Raw genomic sequence first — 25,619 nt, 5'->3', positions numbered from 1 at the left:
TGTCCGACAATTACGCTACACGGTGTCCGGGCAGGGTGTAGTGTTGCGGCCGTGCCATCCATCACACGGCGCCGGGCCGCGAGCCCCGGCCGGCCCACGTCGGCCGAGGCGGACATCCTGGCCGCGACGCGGCGTTTGTTGACGGCCGGCGCCAATTTCACCGAGCTCGGCGTGCAGCAGATCGCCACCGAGGCCGGTGTTGCCCGCTCGACCTTCTACGCGCACTTCCGCGACAAGGTCGACCTGGTCATGCGGCTGGCCAGCGACATGGTGACCACGTCCTTCGGCGTCGCCTCGGCATGGACGCCCGCGGACGGCCTCGACGGGATGGCGAGCGGTTTCCGGGACGTGCTGCGGATCTACCGGGAACATGCCGCCGTCGTACGGGCGATCAACGAGGTCGCCGGCTACGACGCGACCGTGCGGGACTTCTGGAACGACGGGCTCACCCAGTTCGTCGACCGAACGACGGCGCTGCTGCGCGCCGAGCAACAGGCCGGCCGGGTCGCCACGAGCGTGGACCTGGTCAGCGTCGCCCGGCTGATCGTCATCGGCGGCGAGCGGGCCATCGTCGACCACATCACCCTCCGCGAACCCGCCGCCGACGCCGCCTTCGCTCACGAACTGGCACAGACCTGGTGGTACGGCGTCTACCGGCGCCCGGCAACGCCTTGAGCGAGCCGTGAGATGTGGTCCCATTCCTCGAGCCCGGCGAGGCGGCCGGCGTACTCGGTGCGCAGCGCGTCAAGCCCGTTGATGCCGAACAGCACGCGCAGCGGCGGGTTCGGGGTGTCGGCGAGCGCGAGGATCGCCCGCGCGGTGGCGGCGGGGTCTCCGGGCACGAACCCGGAGCTGGCCGCGCCGGCGTAGAGGGCTTCGTGAGCATGCGCGTACGCGGGCATTCGCGGTGCCTGTGGTGAGGCGGCCGCCAGGTCGGTGGGAAACATGATGGGCTCGATCAGCGTGACGTGGATGTCGTAGGCGGCGACCTCGGCGGCCAGCGACTGGCTCATCGCTTCGAGGGCCCACTTCGACGCCTGGTAGATGCCCAACGCCGGATAGGCGACCAGGCCCCCGATGGAGGAGACCTGCATGATCCGGCCACCGCGACGCCGGCGCATGCCGGGCAGCACGGCCCGCGTGGTCCACAGCGCACCGAAGTAGTTGACGTCCATCTGCGCGCGGGCCTGCTCGGCGCTGACTTCCTCCACCGTCCCGTGCAGCATGTGCCCGGCGTTGTTGACGAGCAGGTCGATGCCGCCGAAGCGCTGCTCGGCCGCGTCGACCGCGGCGTCGACGGCGGCGACGTCGGTGACGTCCAGCTCGAGCGCGAGCACCCGGTCGCCGTAGCGGTCGGTCAATGGCTTCAGCGTCGCGGCGTCGCGCGCCGAGGCGGCGAGGTTGTCGCCACGCTCCAGGATGGCTTCGGCCCAGTGGGCGCCGAGCCCGCGGGAAGCGCCGGTGAGGAACCAGGTGGACATGGTGCTGCTCCCAAGATCGATCGGATCGGTCGCGATCCAGCCTGCGGCGGTTCCGGTGGCCTTGGCAGAGTGAGTTTCACCCTGGCAACCGAGCACGCGGCGCGGACACTGAAACGGTGGATGCGCAACTGGCCGACTTCCTGCGGACGCGCCGGGCCGCGCTGAGCCCCGGCGAGGTCGGCTTGCCCGCGGCCGGCCGGCGGCGGACCGCGGGACTGCGACGCGAAGAGGTCGCGGCCCTGGCCGGCGTCTCGACCGACTACTACACCCGGCTCGAGCAGCAACGGGCGACCGCGGTGCCGTCCGAGGTCGTGGTGCGGTCGCTGACCCGTGCGCTGCGGCTGAGTCAGGACGAGCGCGACCACCTCTACCGGCTCACCGGTCACCCCGTCCCCGGACGCCACAGAGACGATCGGCATGTCGCCCCGGCATTGCTCACCGTCCTCGACGCGCTGACCGACGTGCCGGCCCAGGTGATGACCGATCTCGGCGAGACCCTCGTGCAGAACGGTTTGGCGCGTGCCGTCTTCGGCCCTCCGTCCGGCAGGGACAGCTTGACGGAGAGCTTCATCTATCGCTGGTTCTGCGAGCCCGCCGCGCGCAACGGTTACCCCGTCGAGGACCATGGCGCGGAATCCCGCGCGCTGGTCGCGGACCTGCGCGCCGCGGTGACCCGCCGCGACGATGCTCCGGCCCGGTCGCTCGTGTCGCTCCTGCTGGCCGACAGCCCGGAGTTCACCGCGCTCTGGAACCTGCACGACGTCGCGGTGCTGCGCCGTCGCCACAAACGGATCCGGCATCCCCAGGTCGGGCTGCTCGACTTCGACTGCCAGTTCCTCGTCGACGAGGACCGTTCCCAGATCCTCGCCATCTTTTCACCGCTGCCCGGCACTCCGACGGCCGAACGGCTCACGCTGCTCGGCCTCGCCGGAGGATGGCCAGACCCGGCACGGTAGAAAGCCGCCGCTACCGTTGCTACGCATGAGGGATGGCGGGGTCGAGATCACCGCGGAGCTGATCCGGGGTCTGGTCCGTGACCAGCATCCTGACCTCGCCGATCGCCCTGTGCGGCTCGGCGCGCGTGGCTGGGACAACCAGCTCTGGCGGCTCGGTGACGACCTCGCCGTCCGGGTTCCCTGGGCGACCGCGTCCGCGGACCAACTGCTGCACAACGAGCACACCTGGTTGCCCTCGCTGGCCACACGCCTTCCGCTGCCGATCCCCGTGCCGCAGCGACTCGGCGAACCTTCCGCACGGTTCCCCCGACCCTGGCTCATCACCACCTGGGTTCCCGGCACACCGGCCGACCGCATCCCGGTCACGCGCGGCGCGGAGGCGGCCGAATCCTTGGCCGCCTTCCTGACGGCGCTTCACCAACCCGCCCCTGGCGGCGCGCCCGCGGGTCGCGACCGCGGTGGGCCGCTGGCCGACCGCGCCGACCAGTTCGCCGCCGGGCTCGCCGCCGCCACGCAACGCGGGCTGATTCGCGACCCGGACGCCGTGCGCGCCGTCTGGCACGACGCGGTCACGGCGCCGCCATGGACGGGCCCGCCACTGTGGATCCACGCCGACCTCCACCCGGCCAACGTCCTCACCGCCGACGGCACCATCTGTGGCGTCGTCGACTTCGGTGACCTCTGCGCCGGCGACCCCGCCTACGACCTCGCCGCCGCTTGGCTCCTGCTGCCCGACCACAGCACGGACGAGTTCTACGCGGCCTACCGGCCGACCGCGGACACCGCCACCATGCGCCGCACCCGCGGCTGGGCCATGGCCCGCGTCCTCAGCGGCATCCTCATCGGCGACGACGACGGCCCCGGCGGCAAACCCACCTGGGGGCCGCCCGCCCAGGCTGCCCTGCGACGACTCACCGCCGCGACCCCCTAGGGTTCAGCGGCCGTCGCGGTCGGCGAGTTGCGCGAGCATCTTGTTGTACGCGGCGAGCGCCTCGTCCTCGCCGCGGTCCGCCGCGCGGTCCAGGCGGCGCTGTTCGCGTTTGTCGGCTCGCGACCACTGCACGAACAGGGCGGCCAGGACGACCAGGGTCGGGAGCTCGCCGAAGGACCAGGCGATGCCACCGGCCGTCCGCTGGTCGTCGAGCGGCGACGGCCCCCATGGGCGGGCCAGGGCCGTGAACCAGTCGGCCGCGAGCAGGGTGCCCGACTGCATGAGCGCCACGCCCAGGAACGCGTGCAGGATCATCGCGACGAGGACCATGAGCATCCGCACCGGGTGGCTCGGGCGGTGAGGTGCGGGATCCAGGCCGATGACCGACCAGAAGAACAGGTATCCGACCAGCAGGAAATGGCCCACCATGAGCAGGTGTGCGGCGTGCGACCGCAGGGCGAGCTCGTACAGGCCCGTGAAGTACATCGCGTAGATGCTGACCACGTACAAACCCAGGGCCACCAACGGCTGCGTGGCCACGGATGCGACGCGGGAGCTCAAGCCCGCCTTGAGCCATTCGCGCGGGCCCGGCCAGGACGAGTCGAACGCCTTGGGGAGAGCACGCAGCGCGAGCGTGGCCGGAGCGGACAGGGCCGCAAGAATCGGCGCGATCATCATCAGCAGCAGGTGCTGGACCATGTGGACGCTGAAGAGCACCGGCGCGTAGCGCGCCAGGCCGCTCGAGGTAGCCACCACGACCAGGGCGCACGCCGCCAGGAACGCCGCGGTACGAGCGACGGGCCACGAGTCACCGCGGCGGCGCAGCCGGATCACGCCGGCGAGGTAGAGGCTGGCGGCGGCCAGCGCGGCGACCAGAAACAACGGTTCCGGCAGCCAGGACCCGAACAGCCGGGCCACCGTCAGCGGTGCCGGCATCGGGAAGCCCAGCAAAGACTGCGCGACCGACTCCTCCGGGCCGACGAAGGGCGCAGGCGTGCGGGACAGCGCGACCGCCGTGCCCATGGTCGCGGCGAAGACCAGGATCTCGACGGTCGCGGTGACGGTGAACCGGCGCCGGTTGCCGGCGACCATGGCGGGCAGGGCCCGGGACCGCTGCCACCAGCCGAGACCGGCGAGCACCAGGATCAGCCCGGTCTTGACCAGCACGAGCTGTCCGTAGTGTGAGGTCAACAGCGCGTCCCACGAGGAGATCCGGGCGTACGCCGACAGCAGCCCGGACAAGGCGACCAACGCGACGCAGGTGACGGCGATGCGCGAGAACCGCCGCACCGCGATCGCTTGCTGCTCGGTGGACGCCCGGCCGGTGAGGACCAGCGCGAGTAGCCCACCGGCCCACACCGTCACCGGCACGACATGCAGCAGCAGACCGGACACGGCAAGCTGATGGTTGGAAGCGGCGGCGGCATGCCCCGTGAACACCGGCGGGACGACTCCGGCGACGGCGACGACCAACCCGATCACGGCACCACGGACCCGCAACGTCGCGCAACAGATCAGAAAGACGGCGGCCGCCAAGAACGCCGACAGGGCGAACGCACGCCCCAACGGCACCGTCGTCGCGAAGTTGACCACCGAGTTGACCGACACCGCCTGACCAACCGGCAAACCCAGCAGGTCCGCGAGCGTGAAACACAACGCCGCGACGCTGGACCCACACCACAACAGCGCCGTCCACGCACACGCCCGCACCCGCCGGTACCCGGACGCCGAGAGCATCCCTCGCTCACCCCACGGCGACAAAGCCGCGGCAGCCAGCAGCAACCCGATCGTCGCGGTGGCGAACAACTGGCTACCGAGCCGCGCGGCGGGCAGCGCCCATGCGGTCAGAAAACCCGGATCGGGCAGACCCGGCAAGATTTCGCGGCGGACAGCTCCGCCGTACCAGAGAAACACCGCCATCGTCACCGCGGCGCAGCTGATCGCCGCGATGGCCGGCCAACCGCGCAGCCGGCCGGGGTTCGGCGAACTCACGACGGGGGCATCCGGTCGCGACGTCGTCGAAGAAGCAGGAACCCAGCCACAAGGACGACCGCGACCGCCGCGAGGCCGGAGACGACGACCGGGCCGAGGGCGCCGTCGTCGGACTGGGGAACGGCGGCGATCGACACCGTCGGCGAGCCGCTGGCGGATGTGGCAGCGGCCGACGCGGTCACGCTGAACGTCACGGATCCCTGCACGGGATGGCCATCCACCGAGACGACCCGGAAAGCGACGGTGTACGCGCCGGCCGCCAGCGCACCCAGCGGCTGCACGGCCCGGGTCCCGGTCACCGTCGGCGGGTCGGCGACCACCGCATCCTCGGCGGCGTCGCTGACGCTGATCCGCGTGTACTTCGGGTCCAGCCGCTCGGCGAAGTCGACGACGATCCGCGTCGGCGACTGCGACAACCGCGCCCCGTCCGTCGGGTTCGACCCGCGCAGCTCGTTGTGCGCCCACGCCGGCGCGGGGGCGAGCAGCGCGGTCAGCGCTCCGAACATCACCGCGGCGACCCACCACCGTGTCACGGATACGACCTCCTAAGGGACGCATAGTTGGTCGCTCGCAGGGTGGGCCGAGTTCCCGCCAAGTTATCTAACCTGCTTGGGAGCGGGCAGCGCGCCGCAGACACCGGTCGTGATCGGTCGACGCGCAAGACGGTGTCGTACCCTGTCGTCGTGACACGCGCCGCACGCCTTCGCCCACGGGCCGGTGCGTCGCGTGCGGTCGTCGCGTTCGCCGTCCTGGCCATGCTGCTGTTGCACGGCTATCAGTGCGCCTCCGGAGTGCTCACGCCGACCAGCGCCGCGCAGCCACAGGTCGTCGCCGAGGAGTCGGAGGCGACCCACGGCCACGCGGACGCCGTCGGCTCGTGTGCCGCCCAGGCAAAGGCGGCGGCCGGCAGTCCCACGCCACAGCTCGCCGCGCGCGGCGAGTCGGCACAGGCCGGCACGCGCACCGACCAGAGTGGACAGTTGCGGTCCAGTCCCGGCGGGTCGCTGAGCCTCGCACAGCTTTGCGTGTTGCGCACGTAGGAGCCGATTCAGCCTGAACCGCGCCCCCGGATGGTGGCGCGGCGCTGAACCCTTGCCCCACTTACGCCCGACGACGGTCGCTACACACCGGTCGTCGCGCTCGACCGTGCCCAACCGCGCCACCGAAGGACCTTGATGGCCGCCACCTCCGACCAACTGTTGATCCTGACCTTGCTCCTGTACCTCGTCGCCCTGGTCTCGCATGCCGCGAGTCAGGCGATGACCGACCGCGCACCTGTCATCGTCGGTGCCGCGGGCCTGTGGTCGACCGGCGCGGCCGTCGTCGCACAGGCCGGCTGTCTCGTCACCCGTGGCCTCGCGGCCGAACGGGTGCCGTGGGGCAACATGTACGAGTTCATCGTCGCCCTGACCCTCGCGGGCGTCGCTGCCTGGCTCGTGGCGGCCCTCCGTGACCCGTCCTGGCGCCCCCTGGGTCTATATGTCTGCGTCGCCGCGCTCCTCCTGCTCGGCTTCGCGGCACTCCGCCTGTACGCCCCGGCCGGCCCGCTCGTCCCCGCCCTCAACTCGGTCTGGCTGAAGATCCACGTCAGCGCCGCCGCCATCGCCTCCGGTGTCTTCATGGTCGGCTTCAGCACGGCGGTGGCCTATCTGATCCGGGTGCGGGCCAAGTCGACACCCGACGGCTTCGCCGCCACGCTCGCCACCTGGCTGCCGGCCGCACCGGTGCTCGAGCGGCTCACGTACCGCCTCCACGCCTTCGGTTTTCCGGTGTGGACGTTCGCCGTCGTCGCGGGCGCCATCTGGGCCGAGGCGTCGTGGGGACGCTACTGGGGCTGGGATCCCAAGGAGACATGGGCGTTCATCTCCTGGGTCGTCTACGCGGGCTATCTCCATGCCCGCGCCACACCGAGCGTGCGCCGCCCGCTCACCGCATGGCTGGTCGTCGTCGGCTGGCTGACCATGATGTTCAACCTCTTCGCCGTGAACCTGCTGATATCCGGCCTGCATTCATATGCCGGCACCTGAACCCGGGAGACGAACAATGATGGCCAAGAACAAGCGCGTGCCGACCAAACCCCCGCGGCAGTGGGGCGTCATCGGCCTGTGGACCACCGTGGGACTGGCGACGGTCCTCATCATCGGATACGCCGCCTTCGCCTCCTGGCGCGGAGCCCGTCCCTGGAACGACCGGCTGACCGGGCTGGCCGGGGTCACCGACTACGCCAGCACCAATCCCGCGTGGCTGACCAGCGCACACAAGTCCGGACCGCTGACCTACGAGGTGACGCCGTCGGTGGGCGGCAGCCACAACAGTTCGTGGCAGAACTGCGCCGGCGACGTCTACGACGCGCCCATCGCCGCCGAGCACGCCACGCACAGCCTCGAACACGGCGCCGTCTGGGTCACCTACCGCCCCGACCTGCCCGCCGACCAGGTCGCGCGGTTGGCCGAGCACGTGCGCGGCGTCGATTTCATGTTCATGAGCCCGCACGACAACCTCGACGCGGCGATCTCGCTGCAGGCCTGGGGTTACCGGCTCACCGTCGACGACGCGGCCGACGAACAGATCCGGGACTTCATCGGCGCGGCCCGGATGAAGGCCGGACCCGAGCAGGGAGCGCCCTGCCCCGGCGGCATCACCGCGACCGGCACCACTCCGCGCGACCTCAATCCCCAAGGAAGCTAGCAATGAGTGAAACCAGGTCGGCAAGTCCATCATGGACCGTGATCGCCGCCGCCGCGGTGGCGCTCGCCGTCGGCATCAGCATCGGCATCCTCTATCCGATCGTCCGGGCGCCGGGCGACACCTCGGCGGAGGCCGGCTTCGCGCGGTCGATGTCGACCCATCACGCGCAGGCGGTCGCGATGGCGATGCGCGCCTACGCGGCGAGCGGCGACCCGCAGATCACCGCCGTGGCCTTCGACATCGCGCTCAGCCAGCAGAGCCAGATCGGCACGATGCAGTCGTGGCTGCGGCAGTGGAACCTCTCGCCCACCTCCACCGAGCCCGCGATGGCCTGGATGAGCCGCACCGGGACGCACCACGGCGCCCCGACTCGCCAGATGCCGGGCATGGCCACGACGCAAGAGCTCGAAACGCTCAACCAGGCCACGGGTACGGACCTCGATCGGCTCTTCTGCGATCTCATGATCCGCCATCACGAAGGCGGGATCGCCATGGTCGACGCCGTCCTGGCCGCCGACCCGGCCGACGAGGTGCGTTCCCTGGCCGAAGCGATCAGGAAGACCCAGCAGGCGGAAGTGGACGCGCTGCGCGACATGCGCGCCCGGGTCGGCTAGGGCGTGGATTCCTTGTGGAGCGCGCGCAACGCACGGATGTCGTCGACGGCGCGTTGACCGTCGAAGCGGTTGAGCGCCACCATCTGCACCGAGTCGCCGCTCGTCAGCAGCAGTGTCGAGAACGGCGACCCGCTGTTGTGACTGACCGCCGCCACCATCGACCAGGGGACGGTGACATCCCGCACCGGGCCACGCACCCGGATGCCGTCGGAGTCGGCGTCGACGCGGTAGGTCAGGAGGACCAACCAGAGCGAGGCGAGCACGACTGCACTGCCGGCCACCGCCCACCGATCCTCGGGCATGTAGACGCTGCCCTCGGGCAGCCCACCGGTGAGCGGCTCCCACGGGAACATCACCGCGAGGGTCACCACGGCCGCACCGATCGCGAGCGTCCGCAAGGTGCGGGACCGCACGGCGACGGCCGAGCCCACTTGCTGTGCGGCCAAGGCCTTCTCCCGTCAGCATGAGGGGTGCGATGTGGCTACAGGCTACGGCAACTCCTAATGCGAATAGGAGTTGGCGTCCGGCTGGCCGCGATCCACGTGGTCGGCGTGGAACAGGGCCTGCCGCAGCAGACCCCGGACGTGCTCGTCAGCGGCGGAATAGTAGACGAAGGTGCCCTCCCGGCGGCCCTTGACCAGGCCGGCCAGGCGGAGCTTGGCGAGATGCTGGCTGACCGCGGTCGGTGCGGCGCCGGCGAGGTCGGCGAGGCACGCGACCGAGGACTCACCCTGCAGCAGAGCCCACAGCACCTTGATCCGGGTGGGGTCGGCGAGCAGCCGGAACGTCTCGGCCGCCAGGTGCACCTGCTCCTCGTGCGGCATCTCGAAGTCAGGCAGCGAGTTGTGCATGCCGCCGAGCATACCCGCCATCTGCTTGCTTGCGTATCTGCATGAGTGCGCATATACGATGGCGATGTGACCACGACTCTCACCGCGCCGCGCACCACCACGACCGGCGCCGGCCCGCGCAGGTCCGGCACCTGGGCGTTGCGCGAGGTCCGCTGGGCGGCCGCGGCGACGGTGTTGTTCCTCGCCGGGTTGACGACCCACCTCGTCGGATCGCCGGCGGTGGTGTCCTGGACCCTGTTCCTGGCCTGTTACGTCGCCGGCGGCTGGGAGCCGGGCTGGGCCGGGTTGACCGCGCTGCGGCAGCGGCGCCTCGACGTCGACCTGCTGATGGTGCTCGCCGCCATCGGCGCCGCGTCGATCGGCCAGGTCCTCGACGGCGCGCTGTTGATCGTCATCTTCGCCACCTCGGGTGCCCTGGAGGCGATCGCGACCAAGCGGACCGCCGACTCCGTCGGCAGCCTGCTCGACCTGGCGCCCGAGACGGCGACCCGGCTCACCGACCGGGGCGAGGAGACGGTCGACGCGGCCGATCTGCGGGTCGGTGACGTGATCCTGGTCCGGCCAGGAGAACGGATCGGTGGTGACGGGCAGGTCGTCGCCGGTGCCGGCGCGGTCGACCAGGCGTCCATCACCGGTGAGTCGATGCCGGCCGACAAGGAGGTCGGCGACGAGGTCTTCGCCGGCACGCTCAACGGCACGGGAGCGCTGACGGTACGCGTCACCAGGCCCGCCGCCGAGACGGTGATCGCCCGGATCGTCGCTCAGGTCGCCGCGGCCAGCGCGACCAAGGCAAAGGTCCAGCTGTTCATCGAGAAGGTCGAACAGCGCTACTCGACCGCCATGGTCGCCGCCACCCTCGCCCTGGTGGCCGTGCCGCTGATCCTCGGCGCCGCGTTCCAGCCGACCCTGCTGCGCGCGATGACCTTCATGATCGTCGCTTCACCGTGTGCGGTCGTCCTCGCGACCATGCCGCCGCTGCTGTCCGCCATCGCCAACGCCGGCCGCCACGGCGTGCTCGTCAAATCGGCCGTCGTGCTCGAACGCCTCGCCACCGTCGACCGGGTCGCGTTCGACAAGACCGGCACCCTGACCACCGGCACACCCCGCCTCACCGACGTCCGCCTCCTGGCCGGCGCCACCGTCGACGAGACCCGCCTGCTGCAGTTGGCCGCGGCCGCCGAGAGCCCGTCCGAGCATCCGCTGGCCCGCGCGATCGTCGACGCCGCGCCACGGCCATTGCCACCGCACGACGCCTTCGCCTCGACCCCCGGCGTCGGCGTGACCGCACGGGTCGACGGCCACCACGTGGCGGTCGCCCGCCCGACCTACCGGGACCGCGCCGCGGTCGCGGAGATCGAGAACGCCGGCCGCACGGCGGTCGTGGTGCACCTCGACCACCGACCCGCCGCCGTGCTCGGGCTGGCCGACCAGCTCCGACCGGGTGCGGCCGAGACGGTCGCCCGCCTCGGCGCGGCCAACACCGTGCTCCTGACCGGCGACAACGCCCGGACTGCCGGCCGGATCGCGGCTCAGGTCGGCATCACCGACGTCCGCGCCGGGTTGCTCCCCGCGGACAAGGTCGACGCCGTACGCGCGCTCCGATACCGCACCCTGGTCGTCGGTGACGGCGTCAACGACGCACCGGCACTCGCCACCGCACACGTCGGCGTCGCGATGGGCCACACCGGCTCCGACCTCACCCTCGACACCGCCGACGCCGTCATCACCCGCGACGACCTGACCGCCCTGCCCACCGTCATCGCGCTCGCCCGCCGCGCGCGCCGTCTCGTGGCCGCGAACCTGGTCATCGCCGCGACCGTCATCGCGGTCCTGGTCGCGTGGGACCTGATCGGCACCCTGCCGCTGCCGCTCGGCGTCGCCGGTCACGAAGGCTCCACCATCCTGGTCGCCCTCAACGGCCTGCGCCTCCTGCGCAAGGCGGCCTGGCGTCGCGCGGCGAAATCGGGAAGCGCGCCCTCGTGATCGGCGTTACGGTCCCCCAATGCCGTCCAGCTACCCGCCGTTGAACCTGGCCGTCCGGACTCCGCGGTTGACGCTGGCCGCGGCGACCGACGACCTGCTGGAGCGGCTCGTGCCGCTGGTGCGGGCCGGGGTGGTCGTCGACGACCAGCCGGCGCCGTTCGACGATCCGATGTCCCTCTACGAGGACAGCCCGGCCCGGGAATGGCGGTGGATGCGGGCCATCTGGTCCGGCCGGTCGAAGGTCGACGCCTCCTTCTGGCGGTTGTACTTCGTGATCTGCCACGACGGCGAGCCACTGGGCATGCAGGACCTGATCGGCGTCGACTTCGCCGCGGTCGGCACGGTCACGTCGTTCTCCTGGCTGGCCCCGGCTGCCCGCGGCCGCGGGCTGGGCAAGGAAGCCCGCGCCGCGATCCTCCATCTCGCGTTCGACGGTTTCGGTGCACGGGAGGCGGGCAGCGACGCGTTCGCCGACAACCACGCGTCGAACCGGGTGTCCGAGGCGCTCGGATATGCGGAAAACGGCACCGACTGGGCCACCCGCCGGGGCGAAGCCGCTCAACTGAAGCGCTGGCGGATCACGCGCGATCAGTGGCTGCCCCGCCGCCGCGCCGACATCGCACTCGACGGCGTCGAGGAATGCAAACCCCTGCTCGGCCTGTGACCGACCCCCCACTAGGCTGGCGCGCTATGACAACGGGGCCTGTCGAACTGCGCTACACCCTCACCGCCGCTGACCTGGTCGATGCGATCGCCACGCAGCGAGCCGTCAACTCGCGCCGCTGGACGCTGGCACTGCTGCTGCTCCCGCTGGTCGGGGTGGCGATCGGTCTGGTCCGTTCCGACGCCTGGGAACTGACCGCCGAAGGTGCCGTGATCGTTCTCGTCGTCTGCGCCGTGCTCGCGGTCGTCGCCGGCGGGCTCGGGCTGCTCGTTTCGAAGGTCTTCGTCCGCTGGGTCCACCGGTGGCAGGCCAGCATGCTCATGCGCGGCAACCCGGCGTTCGCCCATCCGTGCCGCACCACGGTGACCGAGGCCGGGCTGCACGCCGACAACACGACCGGCGAGTCGCGCTCGTCCTGGTCGCAGTACCCGCTCTACGCCGAGACCGACCGCTCCTTCGTGCTCCTCGCCTCCAAACGCCTCGGCGCGATGATGTTCGTGCTGCCCAAGCGGGCCCTCGCCGACGACGACCGCGCACGGCTGCGCGCCCTCCTCGACACACACAGCAGCCGGCGGGCCTGACCAGCCAGTCCGATTTGTCCGCTGGGCCGGTATCTGACATCAGCTATTGACGTCGCCGTAACGCGTGGCCTACGGTTCCGTCGAACCGGTTAGTCGAAACGCTTCGACAATCCGCCGGGAGCGATCCCACCGCTGATCAGGGGAGGTGCGCGGTGGCAACCATGCATGACGTCGCGCGCCTCGCGCAGGTCTCCGTCAGCACCGTTTCCTACGTGCTGACCGGCACCCGCCCCATCTCCCAGGCCACCCGCGACAAGGTGCACGCGGCCATGGCCGAGCTCGACTACCAGCCCAACGCCATGGCCCGCGGCCTGGCCAGCCGGCGCAGCCGGATCGTCGGCCTGCTGATGCCGATGGACGAGCGTGGGCTCGGCGCCACCGAGACCGCGTTCGTCACCGGAGCCGCGGCGGCCGCCAGCACCGCGGGCTACCACCTCGTGCTCGCCCCCGTCGGCACCACCGACCTCGACGACCTGCGCCGCCTGGCCAGCCAGCGCATGCTCGACGGCGCCGTGCTGATGGAGGTCCAGGTCGAGGACGGGCGCGTGGCCGTGCTCCAGGAGGCCGGCGTCCCGCTCGTGCTCATCGGGCGCACCAGCGACACGGCCGCGCTGTCCTACGTGGACATCGACTTCGACCAGACCGTCCGCGAGGCCGTCGACCACCTGGTCGGGCTCGGCCACACCAGGATCGCCTACGTCAACCACTCCGAAGCCGCGATCGCGGCCGGCTACGGCCCCGCCGTGCGTACCCGGGACGCCTTTGTCGCGAGAATGGCCGCCCACGGCCTCGAACCCTTGATGATCGCGGCCGAGGACAGCGCCGCCGCCGGGCGCGAAGCGCTCGACGCGGCGCTCGCCCAGGCACCGGATCTGACCGCGCTGCTGGCGATGAACGAGAACGCGGTCTTCGGCATCCTCGGCGAGCTCGCCGCCCGAGGGCGCACGGTCCCGGGCGACGTCTCCGTCGTCTCGATGGTGACCTCGCCGCAGGTGGCCGAACTGGCCCACCCCGCGCTGACCGCGATGACCTCTCCCGGCTCGGCCCTCGGCCGGATCGCCGTGGAGGCACTGCTCCGCCAGTTGGATGGGGTCACCGGCGACCACCACCAGCAACTGCTGCCCTGCGCGCTGGAGATCCGTGGCTCGACCGGCCCGCCAGGCAGGTAACAAGCTCAACGACCCGCCGCCGTGCTGCAACACGACGGCGGGCCAACACAAGTACCGGCTCGATACTCACCAGGAGGATAGCAATGGGGCGATTCCGCAAGCTGGGCGTCGCGGTCGCGCTGGCCGCGATAACCGCGACGACGTTGACCGCGTGCGGCGGCAATGACGAGGGCGGCGGCGACGGCAGCGACGCGAAGGTCCTCAAGCTCTGGCACTACGAGAGCGCCAACAGCGCGATGGGCATCGCGTGGGACAAGGCGATCGAGACCTTCAAGACCGAGCACCCGGGCGTCGAGGTCCAGTTCGAGCGCAAGGCGTTCGAGCAGATCCAGCAGAACGCCGGCATGATCATCAACTCGTCCGAAGGCCCGGACATCATGGAGTACAACAAGGGCAACGCCACCGCCGGCCTGCTCTCCTCGCAGGGCCTGCTCACCGACCTGACCGAAGAGACCGAGAAGCGCGGCTGGGACAAGAAGCTCAGCTCCAGCCTGCAGACCACCGCCCGCTACAGCGACAAGGGCGTGATGGGCGAGGGCAACTGGTACGGCGTGCCCAACTACGGCGAGTACGTCATGGTCTATTACAACAAGGACCTGTTCGACAAGAACGGCATCGCGGTGCCGACGTCGTACGACGAGCTGACCAAGGCGATGGACCAGTTCGTCGCCAAGGGCATCACCCCGCTGGCCGAGGCCGGTGCCGAGTACCCGGCCGGGCAGCTCTTCTACCAGCTCGCGCTGAGCAAGGCCGACCGCGCCTTCGTCGACAACTACCAGCTCTACAAGAACCCGGTCGACTTCGCGGCCGACCCGCTGAAGTACGGCGCCGAGACGTTCGCGGACTGGGTGGGCAAGGGCTACGTCGCCAAGGACTCCGCGAGCCTCAAGGCCGAGGACATGGGCGTCTCGTTCATCTCCGGCAAGGCACCGATGATCGTCTCGGGTAGCTGGTGGTACGGCCGCTTCAAGGACGAGATCAAGTTCAACTGGGACTCGTTCCTGTTCCCCGGCAACAAGCTCAACGCGGGCTCGTCCGGCAACCTCTGGGTGGTTCCCACCAACAGCAAGGCCAAGAGCCTCGCGTACGACTTCATCGACATCACCCTGCGTCCCGAGATCCAGGCCCTGATCGGCAACAACGGCGGCGTCCCGGTCGCCGCCGACGCCACGCAGATCACGGACCCCAAGGACAAGAAGCTGATCGAGAACTTCAACACGATCAGCCAGCAGGACGGCCTCGCGTTCTACCCGGACTGGCCGGTGCCCGGCTACTACGACGTGCTGGTCTCCGGCTTCCAGAGCCTCATCAACGGCTCCAAGAAGCCCGCCGAGGTGCTCGACACGATCGGCAAGCCGTACGCCGACGGCGTCAAGGAGATCACCGGCAAGTGACGTGGCGACGGGGTGGGCACGGCACCGACGCGCCCACCCCGGCCCGGAAGGATCTCCCATGGCAAAGCCCAAACGCCTCGGCTACTGGCTCTACCTCGTACCCGGCGGACTGCTCTTCCTGCTCGTCATCGGCGCTCCCCTGGTCGGCACCATCTACCTCTCGCTGACCAAGTGGTCCGGCGTCGGCGACCCCACCTTCATCGGCTTCGACAACTACACCCGGCTGTTCCAGGACGAGGTGTTCTGGACGTCGTTCAAGAACACGGTCGCGATGATCGTGGCGATGGTGGTCGTGCCGACACTGGCCGGCCTCGTGCTCGCCGCGGTGCTCTTCGACGTGATCGGGCGCCGGTTCAAGCCGCGCACCGTCAACGCCCTGCGCGCCGCGTTCTACCTGCCGCAGGTGCTCCCGGTCGTGGTGGCCGGCATCGTCTGGGGCTGGATCCTGCGGCCCGACGGCGCGTTCAACGGACTGCTCGACGCGATCGGGCTCGGCGCGCTGCGGCACGACTGGCTCGGCGACCCCGACACCGCGCTGCCCGCCGTGATGGGCGTGATGATCTGGGTGCAGATCGGCTACCCGGTGGTCGTCTTCATGGCGGCGCTGCAGCGGGTCGACCCGGAGCTCTACGAGGCCGCCGAGGTCGACGGCGCCAACTGGTGGCACCGGTTCCGGGCGATCACCCTGGCGCAGATCCGACCGGAGACCTTCGTGGTCGCCCTGACCTGCACGATCGCCGCGCTGAAGGTGTTCGGCCCGGTGTTCGCGCTGACCCGCGGCGGCCCGGAGAACGCGACCAACGTGCCGTCGTACTTCGCCTACTACACGTTCTTCAAGAAGCTCCAGGTCGGCTACGGCTCCGCGATCTCCACCGTGCTCACGCTGATCATCATCGTCGTGGCCGTGGTGTTCATCTGGGCTCAGTACCGCAGTGAGCGCCAGGACCGGGAGGTCTGACATGGCCGTCACCCTCGACCGGCGCCACCGCGGCGCGAGCCGCTGGGTCGTGCTCGCCCTGGTCACGCTCGGCGCTCTGGTCATGCTGGTGCCGTTCGCGTTCATGCTGCTCAACGCGTTCAAGTCGCCCGGCGACTACTCCAGCGCCGGGCCGCTGAGCTGGCCGTCGGAGTTCTACCTCAAGGGCCTGACGACCTACTGGAACGAGGTCAACTTCCCGCTGAAGCTGTGGAACTCGGCGGTGATCGCCGGCTCCGTCGCGGTGCTCGGCGTCGTCGTCTCACTGCTCAACGCGTACGCCCTGGGCATCGGCCGGGTTCGTGGCCGGCTCTGGATCGTCGGGCTGTTCCTGCTGGCCAACATGCTGCCGCAGGAGGCGTTGATCTACCCGCTCTACTACGTCGCCAAGGAGGTCGGGCTCTACAACACCCGCCTCGTGGTGATCATCATCTTCACCGTCATCCAGAGCGCGTTCGGCACCTACCTGCTCGCCTCGGTGATGAGCACGTTCCCGCGCTCGCTGCTCGAGGCGGCGGCGCTGGACGGCGCCGGCAAATGGACCGTGCTGTGGCGGGTCGTGTTCCCGAACCTGCGGCCGACCCTCGCGGTGCTGCTCGTCTTCTTCTTCATCTGGACCTGGAACGAGTTCCTGATCCCGCTGGTCATGCTCATCGACAACAGCACGCAGACCATCCCGGTCGCGCTGGCCTCGTTGCAGGGCGATCGGTTGATGGACGCGCCCACCACCAACGCGGGCGCGCTGATCAGCCTGGTGCCGGCCGTCCTCTTCTTCCTCATCTTCCAGCGCACCCTTTCGCGCGGCATCACGGCAGGAGCCGAGAAGTGAAGTTCACCGACGGATACTGGCAACTGCGACCGGGGGTCGGCGTGCTGCGCCCCGGCACGGTCGAGTCGGTCGAGCTCGAGGATCGCGGTTTCACCGTCTTCGCACCGACCGGCCGGATCACCGGCCGGGGCGACACCCTCAACCGGCCGGTCGTCACGGTGCGGTTCTTCTCCCCCGCCGACGGCGTCATCGGTGTGACCGTGGCCCACCACCTCGGCGGGTTGCCGAAGGAGCCCCGGTTCGCGGTCGCCGCCGGCACGGAGCACCCGGTCACCGTCGACGTCACGGGGCTGTCCGCCACGCTGACCAGCGGCGCGCTGACGGCCAAGGTCGCGCTCGTCGACGGGTGGCGGGTCGACTTCCTGCACGGCGACCGGGTGCTGACCTCGTCGACGGAGCGCAGCATCGGCCTGGCCACCGACGCCGACGGCCGCGCGTACGTCCACGAGCGGTTGGGTCTCGGTGTCGGGGAGAGCGTCTACGGGCTCGGCGAGCGCTTCGGCGCGTTCGTCAAGAATGGCCAGACCGTGGACATCTGGAACGCCGACGGGGGTACGGCCAGCGAGCAGGCGTACAAGAACGTCCCGTTCTATCTCAGCAACCGTGGCTACGGCGTCTTCGTCGACCATCCCGAGCACGTCTCGTTCGAGATCGGCTCCGAGGTCGTCTCACAGGCACAGTTCAGCGTCGAAGGCCAGACGCTGACCTACTACCTCGTCGACGGGCCGACCCCGAAGGACGTGCTGCGCCGCTACACCGCGCTGACCGGGCGGCCGGCGCGCGTACCCGCGTGGTCCTATGGTCTCTGGCTTTCGACCTCGTTCACGACGTCGTACGACGAGAAGACCGTCACCGAGTTCATCGACGGGATGGCCGAGCGCGACCTGCCGCTGTCGGTGTTCCACTTCGACTGCTTCTGGATGCGGCAGTTCCACTGGTGCGACTTCGTCTGGGATCCGGCGACGTTCCCCGACCCCGAGGGCATGCTGCGCCGGCTGCACGAGCGCGGTCTCAAGGTGTGCGTCTGGATCAACCCGTACATCGCGCAGCGGTCGTACCTGTTCGAGGAGGGGCGCCGCAACGGCTATCTGGTGAAGCGGCCCGACGGCTCGGTCTGGCAGTGGGACAAGTGGCAGGCGGGCATGGCGCTGGTGGACTTCACCAACCCGGACGCCGTCGCCTGGTACACGGGCAAGCTCAAGGTGTTGCTCGACATGGGCGTCGACTGCTTCAAGACGGACTTCGGCGAGCGCATCCCGACCGACGTGGTCTGGCACGACGGCTCGGATCCGGAGCGGATGCACAACTACTACGCGCAGCTCTACAACCGCGCCGTTTTCGAACTGCTCGAGTCCGCGCGCGGCGTGGGTGAGGCGGTGGTCTTCGCCCGGTCCGCCACCGCCGGCGGGCAGCAGTTCCCGGTGCACTGGGGCGGCGACTGCGAGTCGACGTTCGAGGCGATGGCCGAGTCGCTGCGCGGCGGGCTGTCGCTGGCCGCGTCGGGCTTCGGCTACTGGAGCCACGACATCGGCGGCTTCGAGGGCACGCCAGATCCGGCGGTGTTCAAGCGGTGGGTCGCGTTCGGGCTGCTGTCGTCGCACTCGCGGCTGCACGGTTCCGGCTCCTATCGGGTGCCGTGGGCGTTCGACGCCGAGGCGGTCGACGTGCTGCGGCACTTCACCCGGCTCAAGATGTCGCTGATGCCCTATCTGGCCGCGGTGGCCGAGGAGGCGCACCGGTCGGGTGTGCCGATGATGCGGCCGATGGTTGTGGAGTTCCCGGACGACCCGACCTCGGCGTACCTGGACCGGCAGTACATGCTCGGCCCCGACGTCCTGGTGGCGCCGGTGATGAGCGCGGACGGCGAGGTCACCTTCTACGTGCCGGCCGGCACCTGGACCCACCTCGTGACCGGCGCTCAGTTGACCGGGCCGGCCTGGGTGACCGAGAAGCACGAGTTCGACAGTCTGCCGGTGCTGGCGCGGCCCGGCGCGGTGATCCCGTTCGGTGCGCGCACCGACCGGCCGGATTACGAATGGGCGGATGACGTGCGTTTGCGGGTGTTCGCACCGGTGGCCGGACAGCGGACCAGGGTGTCCGTGCCTTCACCGGGTGAGGGCGCTGGTGCCGAGTTCGAGGTGCGGTTCGACAATGGGACGGTGTCCGCGGAACTGGTCGCGGGATCGTCGTCGGGTTATCGGGTTATCGGGTTATCGGTGTGAGGTAGGGCAGTGAGCGATTTTCCGGAGAGCTTCGTGTGGGGGTCGGCCACGGCCGCCTATCAGATCGAGGGTGCGGCCACCGAGGACGGCCGAGGGCCGTCGATCTGGGACACCTTCAGCCACACCCCAGGGAAGACGTTGAACGGTGACACCGGTGACGTCGCCGCCGACCACTACCACCGGTGGGAGGAGGACCTCGGGCACATCGCGTCGCTCGGGCTCGACGCCTACCGGTTCTCGATCTCCTGGCCGCGGGTGCAGCCGGGCGGCTCCGGCGCGTTCAACCGGGCCGGGATCGACTTCTACTCGCGGCTCGTCGACGGGCTGCTGGAGCGCGGCGTGCGGCCGGTGGCGACGATGTACCACTGGGACCTGCCGCAGGAGCTGGAGGATCTTGGCGGCTGGGCCTCCCGCGACACCGCGCTGCGGTTCCGGGACTACGCGGCCGGCATCGTCGAGGCGCTGGGCGATCGGGTGCACACCTGGACGACCTTCAACGAGCCGTGGTGCTCGGCGTATCTCGGCTACGCGTCCGGCGTGCACGCGCCCGGTCGCACGTCGCCCGCCGCGGCTCTGGCCGCCGTGCACCACCTGAACCTGGCGCACGGCCTGGCCGGCAGGGTGGTCCGGGAGCTGGCCCCGGCATCCGAGCTGTCGGTGACGTTGAACCTGCACGTCATCCGCCCCGCGTCGGACTCGGCGGCGGACCTCGACGCGGTGCGGCGGATCGACGCGCTGGCCAACCGGGCGTTCCTCGGCCCGATGCTGGACGGTGCCTACCCGGCGGACCTGCTGGCCGACACGGCCTCGGTGACCGACTGGTCGTTCGTCCACGACGGCGACGAGAAGCTGATCGCGGTGCCGCTGGACGTGCTGGGCGTCAACTACTACTCGAGCACGCTGGTGCGCGCGTGGGACGGGGTGTCGCCGCGGTCGTCCGCCGACGGGCACGGCCAGTCGGCGGCGTCGCCGTGGGTCGCCGCGGACAACGTCGAGTTCCTGCCGCAGCCAGGCCCGTACACGGCGATGGGTTGGAACATCGACCCGCCGGCGTTCACCGAGCTCCTGCTGCGCATGCACCGGGAGTACCCGAACCAGCCGCTGATGATCACCGAGAACGGCGCGGCGTTCGCCGATGTCGTCTCGCCCGACGGGACGATCCAGGACGACCAGCGGATCTCTTACCTGCGTGCGCACATCGGGGCCGTGGCTGACGCGCGGGCCGCCGGCGCGGACGTGCGCGGCTACTTCGTGTGGTCGCTGCTCGACAACTTCGAGTGGGGCTACGGGTACGACCGCCGGTTCGGGATCATCCGGGTCGATTACGACACCCAGGTGCGCACCTGGAAGCAGAGCGCGCACTGGTACAAGCAGCTCGCCGCGACGGGCCGCTTGGTGTAGCGGACGCGGGTACGTCACAATGGCGCGCGGAGGGGAGTATTCCTTCGCGGCGAGGTCGTCAGCACGGCTGCCGCCCGGCTCAGGTCGGGCGTCGGCCCGGCCTAGCCGGTCCGGCAGCTCGACGGCCGTGATGGGAGAGACCTCCGACAGCCACCATCAGTGGCGTCTTCATGACGCCCTGTGACTGCCGGAGGAACCTTGGACACCATGCAAGTTTCGGGTGTGGTCTGGGCCATCACCCTCGTCGTGCTCGTCGCGGTGCTGCTCGCCGATCTGCTGATCATCGGCCGCCGCCCCCACGAGCCAAGCACCCGGGAGTCGGCCCTCTGGGTCTCCCTCTACATCGGACTCGCGCTGATCTTCGGTGTGGGCGTCTGGATCTTCAGCGGCGGCGAGTTCGCGGGCCAGTTCTACGCGGGCTGGCTCACGGAATACAGCCTGTCCGTCGACAACCTGTTCGTCTTCGTGATCATCATGAGCCGCTTCGCGGTGCCGCGGCACCTCCAGCAGGAGGTGCTGCTGATCGGCATCATCCTGGCGCTGGTCATGCGGGGCGCCTTCATCGCGGCGGGTTCGGCGCTGATCTCGCAGTTCGCGTGGGTGTTCTACATCTTCGGCGCGTTCCTGATCTACACGGCGATCAGCTTCGCGCGCGGTCACGCCGGCGGCGACTTCAACGAGAACATGGCGATCCGGTGGGTACGCCGGGCGGTGCCGTTCTCGAACGAGTTCGACGGCGTGAAGCTGCGCACGGTCTCCAACGGGCAGCGGTTGTTCACGCCGATGCTGATCGTCCTGATCGCCATCGGCACCACGGACCTGATCTTCGCGCTGGACTCGATCCCCGCCATCTTCGGCGTGACCAAGAGCCCGTACCTGGTGTTCACGGCGAACGTGTTCGCCCTGATGGGTCTGCGGCAGCTCTACTTCCTGTTGGGACACCTGCTCGACCGGCTGGTGTATCTCAACATGGGTCTGGCGGTCGTGCTGGGCTTCATCGGCGTGAAGCTGGTCCTGGAAGCGCTGGCGGACAACAACGTCCCGTTCATCAACGGCGGCGAGCACGTCTCGTGGGCGCCGCACATCGAGATCTGGCTGTCGCTGACGATCATCATCGGCACGCTGCTGATCGCGACGGTGGCCAGCTTGATCAAGTCGGCACGCGACAAGCGCGCCGAGATCGCGAAGGAGCCGAAGGTCGACGCGGTCCACTAGCTAGCGTTTGTCGGACACCGCGCCGGGGAGGCAGCCACGCTGCCGCCCGGCGCGGTGCTGGTTCGGCGGCCGAAAGTTTCCGGAACACATTGACGCGCGCCGCTGCGTTGGCTGATTCTGGGCTCCCGGCCTCTACATCTGTGGTCATCGATTGCTTGAGGTCGCCGTCCCCCGCGGAAGGAGAGCTCAGGTGGTCAGACGTTGGGTGATCGTGGTGTTGACCGCGCTGGTCGCGTCCGCCGGGAGCGTGGTGGCGGTGACGCTGGGCGCGTCGCCCGCCGCGGCGGCCGTCGAGGACGATGGCGCCGGCTGCCCGGTGCCTGGCACGGGAGCGTTGACCGCCAACCCACGGCTTCCGGATCCGTTCCGGAAGGTCGACGGCACCCGCATCACGTCGAAGTCTGACTGGCGGTGCCGGCGGGCCGAGATCAAGGAACTGGCGGAACGCCACATCTACGGCGACAAGCCCGCCAAGCCGGCGAGCGTCACGGGCACGGTGTCGAGCAGCGGCATCACGGTGAACGTCACGCAGAACGGGCGTACAGCCAGCTTCTCGGCGGGTGTCCAACTGCCGAGCGGCACAGGTCCGTTCCCGGCGGTGATCGTGGTGGGCGGTTTCGGCGCGGACACGGCGACGATCCGAGCTTCTGGCGCCGCGGTGATCACCTACGACCCGCTGGCGGTGGGGCGTGAGGGGACGCCGCGCAACAACAAGCAGGGCGCGTTCTACACGATCTACGGCGCGACGAGCAGCACGGGGCTGCTCGCGGCCTGGGCGTGGGGCGCGAGCCGGATCATCGACGTCGTCGAACAGTCGGGCGGCTCTCTCCTGCGGGCGGACGCTCTCGGCGTCACGGGATGTTCCCGGTATGGAAAGGGCGCGTTCGCGGTCGGCGCCTTCGACCAACGGATCGCACTGACGATGCCGATCGAGTCGGGCAGCGCGGGCGTGCCGATCCTGCGCGGCCTGCCGGGCGAGCCGGGTGCGCAACCGCTGAGCAGCGCCTACGGCGAGCAGCCGTGGCTGGGCGACGCGTTCAGCGCGTTCACGGGCAGCCCGAACACACTGCCGGTCGACATGCACGAGGTGGTCGCGATGGTCGCGCCACGGGGCTTGTTCATCATGGAGAACCCACACGTGGACTGGCTGGCGGCCCGCTCGGGCAGCGTTTCGGCACTGGGTGGCGCGGAGGTCTACAAGGCGCTGGGCGCGGGCGACAACATCACGTACTGGTCGGACGTAGCGGACGGCACGCACTGCGCGTCGCGGCCGGAATGGCGCACCCCCTTGCAGCAGAACATCCAGAAGTTCCTACTGAAGACCGGAAACACCGCGGGCACGTTCCGAATCTCAAGCCGCAAGGCGGGAAACCTGTCGGAGTGGCGCGACTGGCAGACCCCAACCCTCTCTGACGGCGGCCCGACCACACCCCCACCCACTGGCGGTCCGACGACGCCGCCGCCCGCCGGCCCCGGTTGCACGTCGACGGTCTCGGTCAACCAGTGGACAGGGGGCTTCGTGGCGACGATCCGCGTAGCGGCCGGCTCGCAGGCGCTGAACGGCTGGACGGTCGCCCTGACGCTGGCGTCCGGCGCGACAATCACCAGCGCCTGGAACGCGAACCGCACGGGGAATTCGGGTGCGGTCCAGTTCACAAACGTCGCCTACAACGGCTCCGTCGCACCTGGACAGTCAACGGAGTTCGGCTTCCAAGGCACGGGAGTCGGATCGGGCCTGTCACCGTCCTGCACGGCTCGATAGGACGCGCCCGCCACGATGGCCTTCTAGAACGCGGCGAGCCGGGGCTCGCCGCGTTCGGGCATTGGGAGAGGGCCGCAGGGCAGCAGGGCTGACCCGCGTCTGCAAAGCGGTGGTCGGCCGAGGGGCCAGCTTCCAGAGGCCGCGACTGTCCCCATCAAGCCGGAGACCACCTACGCCGTAGGCCGGCGCTACTAGCTGGCCTCCCCTTCCACGTCTGCGACCGCGCGGTGGGCTGGTTCCGGGCGGCACGGAGGACATCGAAATCCTAGGATGCGTCTATGGCGAAGGGCCGCGGCTCGATCATCCGGGCCGCCCTCGGCTTCCTTCACAAATCGCGACGGCGGCCTCGGGGCACCACCACCGACCCGCGTCTGCACAGCCGTGGTCGGCCGAGGGGCCAGCTTCCGGGGCCTCGGCTGTCCCCCATCAAGCCGGAGACCGCCTACGCCGTCGGCCGGCGCTACGGAGTCGATCTAGCTGGCGTCCCCATCCACGTCCGTGACCGCGCGGTCGGCTATTTCGGCTTCACCAACAGCAGGCAGCAGATCGTCTTGGCGCGGAACGCGTTCTCCAACGAGCAGGAAATGGCCCGTACGCTCTACCACGAGCGTTACCACGTCGGCCAGCTCGGACCGGAACGCCTTATCCGCGCACTGAGGCCGAGGTTCTGGCCATGGAACGGGACGCGTATGCGGCCGAGCAACGATGGTGGGACAGCCACCCGCTGAACCCGGCGAACAGATCATTCGGGAGCAGGTCATGACCGAACGGCAGACGGCCACGTACGAGCAATGGCTCGATGCGTATGAAGCGCTCTACGAGGCGTTGCCCGGATCGGCCGACGTGGCCTGTCCCAACTGTGGGCAGCACCGGCTGCGACTGATCTTCACCGGGTGGGGCGGGGTTGGTTTCGCCTCGCTGTGGTGCGACGCGTGTCATTGGGGCATCGCGATTTCCCGCGCGCCGATCCCCGATGGCGCCACGGTCCTATCTCCGGACCTTCCTGAGGCAGACCGCCGAGTGGTCGTGCCGAACTTCCGGATCGTGCCGCCGGACGATTAGCCGTTCGCCCACCAGGTGAGGATGTGGAGGGCCCGGGTCGTGGTCCAGCGGCTTGGGCCCGGGGGCTCCAAAGCGAACCATTGCGGGCCCGGGTATTGCTGGTAGCGCGGCCAGCGGCCGTCGGCGCGGCGCGCCGCCTGGATCAGGTCGATCGCGTCAGTCAGGCGTTCGTCGCCTGGCGTGGCCGTGGCCGCGAAGAGTTCCAGGCCGCGGAGCACGTCGAAGTGCCACTCCGGGAACGCCGGGAAGCGGGTGCTGGCGCGGATCGCGATCTCGCCCGTGCGGTGTGCGCGGAACAGGCGGTGGTTCAGGAAGAACTCCCGGCCCCGCTGGGACGCGAGGGCGTCCGCTTGGTCCGCGGCCGCCAGCGCCTCCAGGGCCATCACCGACGTGTGGAACGAGCTGTGTTTCGTGCGGTCGCCGCGGGACGCGCAGTTCCAGCCGCCGTCGTGTTGTTGCTCCGCTAGCAGGAAGTCGATCGCCTCCGTCACCCGCGGCGTCCGGAAGCCGAACGCGCACGACACTCGCGCGAACATCGACACGATGCACGTCTCCGACACCCGTCGGCGGTCGGCCCACTCCCATAGCCGCCCGCAGCCGCGCAGCGCCGCCGGGTGGCCTGCCGGCAGGCCCAACCAGAGCAGATGCAAGAGGGTGTACGTCGTGGACGTCCACTTCGGTGTGTAGACCCCGCCGCCCCAGTTGCCGTCCGGTGACTGCTCCGTCAGCAGGCGGGCGCCCCAGCCTTCGGTGGCGACCCGGGCACGTTCCCGCGTCACCACCGGCTCGGCGGCGTCCGTCAGGTCGCGCAGGACGCGCCAGCGGACCGCCGGGTCGCCGTCGAGCAG

26 protein-coding genes are annotated in these 25,619 nt (G+C 70.0%); 20 read left to right on the top strand and 6 right to left on the bottom strand.

What is annotated here, in order from left to right; genetic code table 11:
* Window positions 1-51: 51 nt before the first annotated feature.
* Window positions 52-675 (top strand): TetR/AcrR family transcriptional regulator, encoded by a 624-nt coding sequence (locus Air01nite_RS03370; RefSeq protein WP_203700290.1) that lies wholly within the window; start codon window positions 52-54, stop codon window positions 673-675.
* On the opposite strand, the gene Air01nite_RS03365 is transcribed toward Air01nite_RS03370, so the two are convergent.
* Window positions 651-1,481 carry an SDR family NAD(P)-dependent oxidoreductase gene (locus Air01nite_RS03365; RefSeq protein ID WP_203700289.1) on the bottom strand — a complete coding sequence of 277 codons (831 nt, stop codon included), beginning with the start codon at window positions 1,479-1,481 and terminating at the stop codon, window positions 651-653. The genes Air01nite_RS03370 and Air01nite_RS03365 overlap by 25 nt on opposite strands.
* A 116-nt stretch (window positions 1,482-1,597) precedes the next feature.
* On the opposite strand from Air01nite_RS03365, the gene Air01nite_RS03360 reads away from it, so the two are divergent.
* The gene (locus Air01nite_RS03360; protein ID WP_203700288.1) at window positions 1,598-2,437 is read left to right on the top strand and encodes a helix-turn-helix transcriptional regulator; all 840 of its coding nucleotides are present in this window, start codon (window positions 1,598-1,600) and stop codon (window positions 2,435-2,437) included.
* Between the two features lie 25 nt (window positions 2,438-2,462).
* Window positions 2,463-3,368 (top strand): aminoglycoside phosphotransferase family protein, encoded by a 906-nt coding sequence (locus Air01nite_RS03355; protein WP_203700287.1) that lies wholly within the window; start codon window positions 2,463-2,465, stop codon window positions 3,366-3,368.
* A gap of 3 nt (window positions 3,369-3,371) precedes the next feature.
* Here Air01nite_RS03355 and Air01nite_RS03350 read toward each other — a convergent pair whose 3' ends face one another.
* Both Air01nite_RS03350 and Air01nite_RS03345 read right to left on the bottom strand, forming a co-directional pair.
* Window positions 3,372-5,288, bottom strand: a complete 1,917-nt coding sequence (locus tag Air01nite_RS03350; protein WP_203700473.1) for a bifunctional copper resistance protein CopD/cytochrome c oxidase assembly protein — start codon at window positions 5,286-5,288, stop codon at window positions 3,372-3,374.
* 68 nt (window positions 5,289-5,356) lie between these two features.
* On the bottom strand, window positions 5,357-5,893 hold the full coding sequence (locus Air01nite_RS03345) for a copper resistance CopC family protein (protein WP_239090457.1): 537 nt from the start codon (window positions 5,891-5,893) through the stop codon (window positions 5,357-5,359).
* Window positions 5,894-6,043: 150 nt separating this feature from the next.
* Here Air01nite_RS03345 and Air01nite_RS03340 point away from each other — a divergent pair, with 150 nt between their 5' ends.
* From Air01nite_RS03340 to Air01nite_RS03325, 4 genes are all read left to right on the top strand, one after another.
* Window positions 6,044-6,400, top strand: coding sequence for a hypothetical protein (locus Air01nite_RS03340; protein ID WP_203700286.1), 357 nt, complete (start codon window positions 6,044-6,046; stop codon window positions 6,398-6,400).
* 135 nt (window positions 6,401-6,535) lie between these two features.
* On the top strand, window positions 6,536-7,387 hold the full coding sequence (gene ccsB / locus Air01nite_RS03335; protein ID WP_203700285.1) for a c-type cytochrome biogenesis protein CcsB: 852 nt from the start codon (window positions 6,536-6,538) through the stop codon (window positions 7,385-7,387).
* A 37-nt stretch (window positions 7,388-7,424) separates the two neighbouring features.
* Window positions 7,425-8,048 (top strand): thioredoxin-like domain-containing protein, encoded by a 624-nt coding sequence (locus tag Air01nite_RS03330; protein WP_239090456.1) that lies wholly within the window; start codon window positions 7,425-7,427, stop codon window positions 8,046-8,048.
* A gap of 2 nt (window positions 8,049-8,050) precedes the next feature.
* Window positions 8,051-8,662, top strand: coding sequence for a DUF305 domain-containing protein (locus tag Air01nite_RS03325; RefSeq protein ID WP_203700284.1), 612 nt, complete (start codon window positions 8,051-8,053; stop codon window positions 8,660-8,662).
* Here the strand turns inward: Air01nite_RS03325 and Air01nite_RS03320 are convergent.
* Window positions 8,659-9,108 (bottom strand): PH domain-containing protein, encoded by a 450-nt coding sequence (locus Air01nite_RS03320; protein ID WP_203700283.1) that lies wholly within the window; start codon window positions 9,106-9,108, stop codon window positions 8,659-8,661. The genes Air01nite_RS03325 and Air01nite_RS03320 overlap by 4 nt on opposite strands.
* A gap of 54 nt (window positions 9,109-9,162) precedes the next feature.
* Window positions 9,163-9,513: an ArsR/SmtB family transcription factor gene (locus Air01nite_RS03315; RefSeq protein ID WP_203700282.1), complete on the bottom strand. Its 351-nt coding sequence runs from the start codon at window positions 9,511-9,513 to the stop codon at window positions 9,163-9,165.
* A gap of 66 nt (window positions 9,514-9,579) precedes the next feature.
* On the opposite strand from Air01nite_RS03315, the gene Air01nite_RS03310 reads away from it, so the two are divergent.
* The 13 genes from Air01nite_RS03310 to Air01nite_RS03250 all read left to right on the top strand — a co-directional run bounded on the left by Air01nite_RS03310 (window position 9,580) and on the right by Air01nite_RS03250 (window position 24,771).
* A complete protein-coding gene (locus Air01nite_RS03310; RefSeq protein WP_203700281.1) occupies window positions 9,580-11,496 on the top strand; it encodes a heavy metal translocating P-type ATPase in 1,917 nt (638 codons plus the stop codon).
* Window positions 11,497-11,515: 19 nt separating this feature from the next.
* On the top strand, window positions 11,516-12,160 hold the full coding sequence (locus Air01nite_RS03305; protein WP_203700280.1) for a GNAT family N-acetyltransferase: 645 nt from the start codon (window positions 11,516-11,518) through the stop codon (window positions 12,158-12,160).
* 26 nt (window positions 12,161-12,186) lie between these two features.
* Entirely contained in the window at window positions 12,187-12,741 is a 555-nt protein-coding gene (locus tag Air01nite_RS03300; RefSeq protein ID WP_203700279.1) for a YcxB family protein, read from the top strand.
* A gap of 161 nt (window positions 12,742-12,902) precedes the next feature.
* Complete coding sequence (locus Air01nite_RS03295) at window positions 12,903-13,910, top strand: LacI family DNA-binding transcriptional regulator (RefSeq protein ID WP_239090455.1); 1,008 nt, start codon at window positions 12,903-12,905, stop codon at window positions 13,908-13,910.
* Window positions 13,911-13,993: 83 nt separating this feature from the next.
* Window positions 13,994-15,304, top strand: coding sequence for an ABC transporter substrate-binding protein (locus Air01nite_RS03290; RefSeq protein ID WP_203700277.1), 1,311 nt, complete (start codon window positions 13,994-13,996; stop codon window positions 15,302-15,304).
* A 58-nt stretch (window positions 15,305-15,362) separates the two neighbouring features.
* Window positions 15,363-16,262 (top strand): carbohydrate ABC transporter permease, encoded by a 900-nt coding sequence (locus Air01nite_RS03285; RefSeq protein WP_203700276.1) that lies wholly within the window; start codon window positions 15,363-15,365, stop codon window positions 16,260-16,262.
* 1 nt (window position 16,263) lies between these two features.
* A complete protein-coding gene (locus Air01nite_RS03280) occupies window positions 16,264-17,109 on the top strand; it encodes a carbohydrate ABC transporter permease (protein WP_203700275.1) in 846 nt (281 codons plus the stop codon).
* On the top strand, window positions 17,106-19,331 hold the full coding sequence (gene yicI, locus Air01nite_RS03275; protein WP_203700274.1) for an alpha-xylosidase: 2,226 nt from the start codon (window positions 17,106-17,108) through the stop codon (window positions 19,329-19,331). The genes Air01nite_RS03280 and yicI overlap by 4 nt, the downstream gene beginning before the upstream one ends.
* Window positions 19,332-19,340: 9 nt before the next feature.
* Entirely contained in the window at window positions 19,341-20,732 is a 1,392-nt protein-coding gene (locus Air01nite_RS03270; RefSeq protein ID WP_203700273.1) for a GH1 family beta-glucosidase, read from the top strand.
* A 207-nt stretch (window positions 20,733-20,939) separates the two neighbouring features.
* Complete coding sequence (locus tag Air01nite_RS03265) at window positions 20,940-21,947, top strand: TerC family protein (protein ID WP_203700272.1); 1,008 nt, start codon at window positions 20,940-20,942, stop codon at window positions 21,945-21,947.
* A gap of 190 nt (window positions 21,948-22,137) precedes the next feature.
* Window positions 22,138-23,709, top strand: coding sequence for a glucuronyl esterase domain-containing protein (locus Air01nite_RS40955; RefSeq protein ID WP_239090454.1), 1,572 nt, complete (start codon window positions 22,138-22,140; stop codon window positions 23,707-23,709).
* 278 nt (window positions 23,710-23,987) lie between these two features.
* The gene (locus tag Air01nite_RS03255) at window positions 23,988-24,437 is read left to right on the top strand and encodes a hypothetical protein (protein ID WP_203700271.1); all 450 of its coding nucleotides are present in this window, start codon (window positions 23,988-23,990) and stop codon (window positions 24,435-24,437) included.
* A gap of 31 nt (window positions 24,438-24,468) precedes the next feature.
* The gene (locus Air01nite_RS03250) at window positions 24,469-24,771 is read left to right on the top strand and encodes a hypothetical protein (protein WP_203700270.1); all 303 of its coding nucleotides are present in this window, start codon (window positions 24,469-24,471) and stop codon (window positions 24,769-24,771) included.
* Here Air01nite_RS03250 and Air01nite_RS40950 read toward each other — a convergent pair.
* Window positions 24,768-25,550: a hypothetical protein gene (locus Air01nite_RS40950; protein ID WP_239090453.1), complete on the bottom strand. Its 783-nt coding sequence runs from the start codon at window positions 25,548-25,550 to the stop codon at window positions 24,768-24,770. The genes Air01nite_RS03250 and Air01nite_RS40950 overlap by 4 nt on opposite strands.
* Between the last annotated feature and the right edge of the window lie 69 nt (window positions 25,551-25,619).

Source organism: Asanoa iriomotensis, from assembly GCF_016862515.1.
Taxonomy (GTDB): Bacteria; Actinomycetota; Actinomycetes; order Mycobacteriales; family Micromonosporaceae; genus Asanoa; species Asanoa iriomotensis.
This window is presented reverse-complemented; position numbering and strand designations above follow the sequence as displayed.

Bases quoted from the DNA above. Each gene is read 5' to 3' on its own strand.
- Air01nite_RS03280 (WP_203700275.1), top strand. From the start codon at position 16,264: ATGGCCGTCACCCTCGACCGGCGCCACCGCGGCGCGAGCCGCTGGGTC.
- Air01nite_RS03325 (WP_203700284.1), top strand. From the start codon at position 8,051: ATGAGTGAAACCAGGTCGGCAAGTCCATCATGGACCGTGATCGCCGCC.
- Air01nite_RS03305 (WP_203700280.1), top strand. From the start codon at position 11,516: ATGCCGTCCAGCTACCCGCCGTTGAACCTGGCCGTCCGGACTCCGCGG.
- Air01nite_RS03350 (WP_203700473.1), bottom strand. From the start codon at position 5,288: ATGGCGGTGTTTCTCTGGTACGGCGGAGCTGTCCGCCGCGAAATCTTG.
- Air01nite_RS03255 (WP_203700271.1), top strand. From the start codon at position 23,988: ATGGCGAAGGGCCGCGGCTCGATCATCCGGGCCGCCCTCGGCTTCCTT.
- ccsB (WP_203700285.1), top strand. From the start codon at position 6,536: ATGGCCGCCACCTCCGACCAACTGTTGATCCTGACCTTGCTCCTGTAC.
- Air01nite_RS03300 (WP_203700279.1), top strand. From the start codon at position 12,187: ATGACAACGGGGCCTGTCGAACTGCGCTACACCCTCACCGCCGCTGAC.
- Air01nite_RS03290 (WP_203700277.1), top strand. From the start codon at position 13,994: ATGGGGCGATTCCGCAAGCTGGGCGTCGCGGTCGCGCTGGCCGCGATA.
- Air01nite_RS03315 (WP_203700282.1), bottom strand. From the start codon at position 9,513: ATGCACAACTCGCTGCCTGACTTCGAGATGCCGCACGAGGAGCAGGTG.
- Air01nite_RS03250 (WP_203700270.1), top strand. From the start codon at position 24,469: ATGACCGAACGGCAGACGGCCACGTACGAGCAATGGCTCGATGCGTAT.
- Air01nite_RS03355 (WP_203700287.1), top strand. From the start codon at position 2,463: ATGAGGGATGGCGGGGTCGAGATCACCGCGGAGCTGATCCGGGGTCTG.
- Air01nite_RS03265 (WP_203700272.1), top strand. From the start codon at position 20,940: ATGCAAGTTTCGGGTGTGGTCTGGGCCATCACCCTCGTCGTGCTCGTC.
- Air01nite_RS03285 (WP_203700276.1), top strand. From the start codon at position 15,363: ATGGCAAAGCCCAAACGCCTCGGCTACTGGCTCTACCTCGTACCCGGC.
- Air01nite_RS03295 (WP_239090455.1), top strand. From the start codon at position 12,903: ATGCATGACGTCGCGCGCCTCGCGCAGGTCTCCGTCAGCACCGTTTCC.
- Air01nite_RS03365 (WP_203700289.1), bottom strand. From the start codon at position 1,481: ATGTCCACCTGGTTCCTCACCGGCGCTTCCCGCGGGCTCGGCGCCCAC.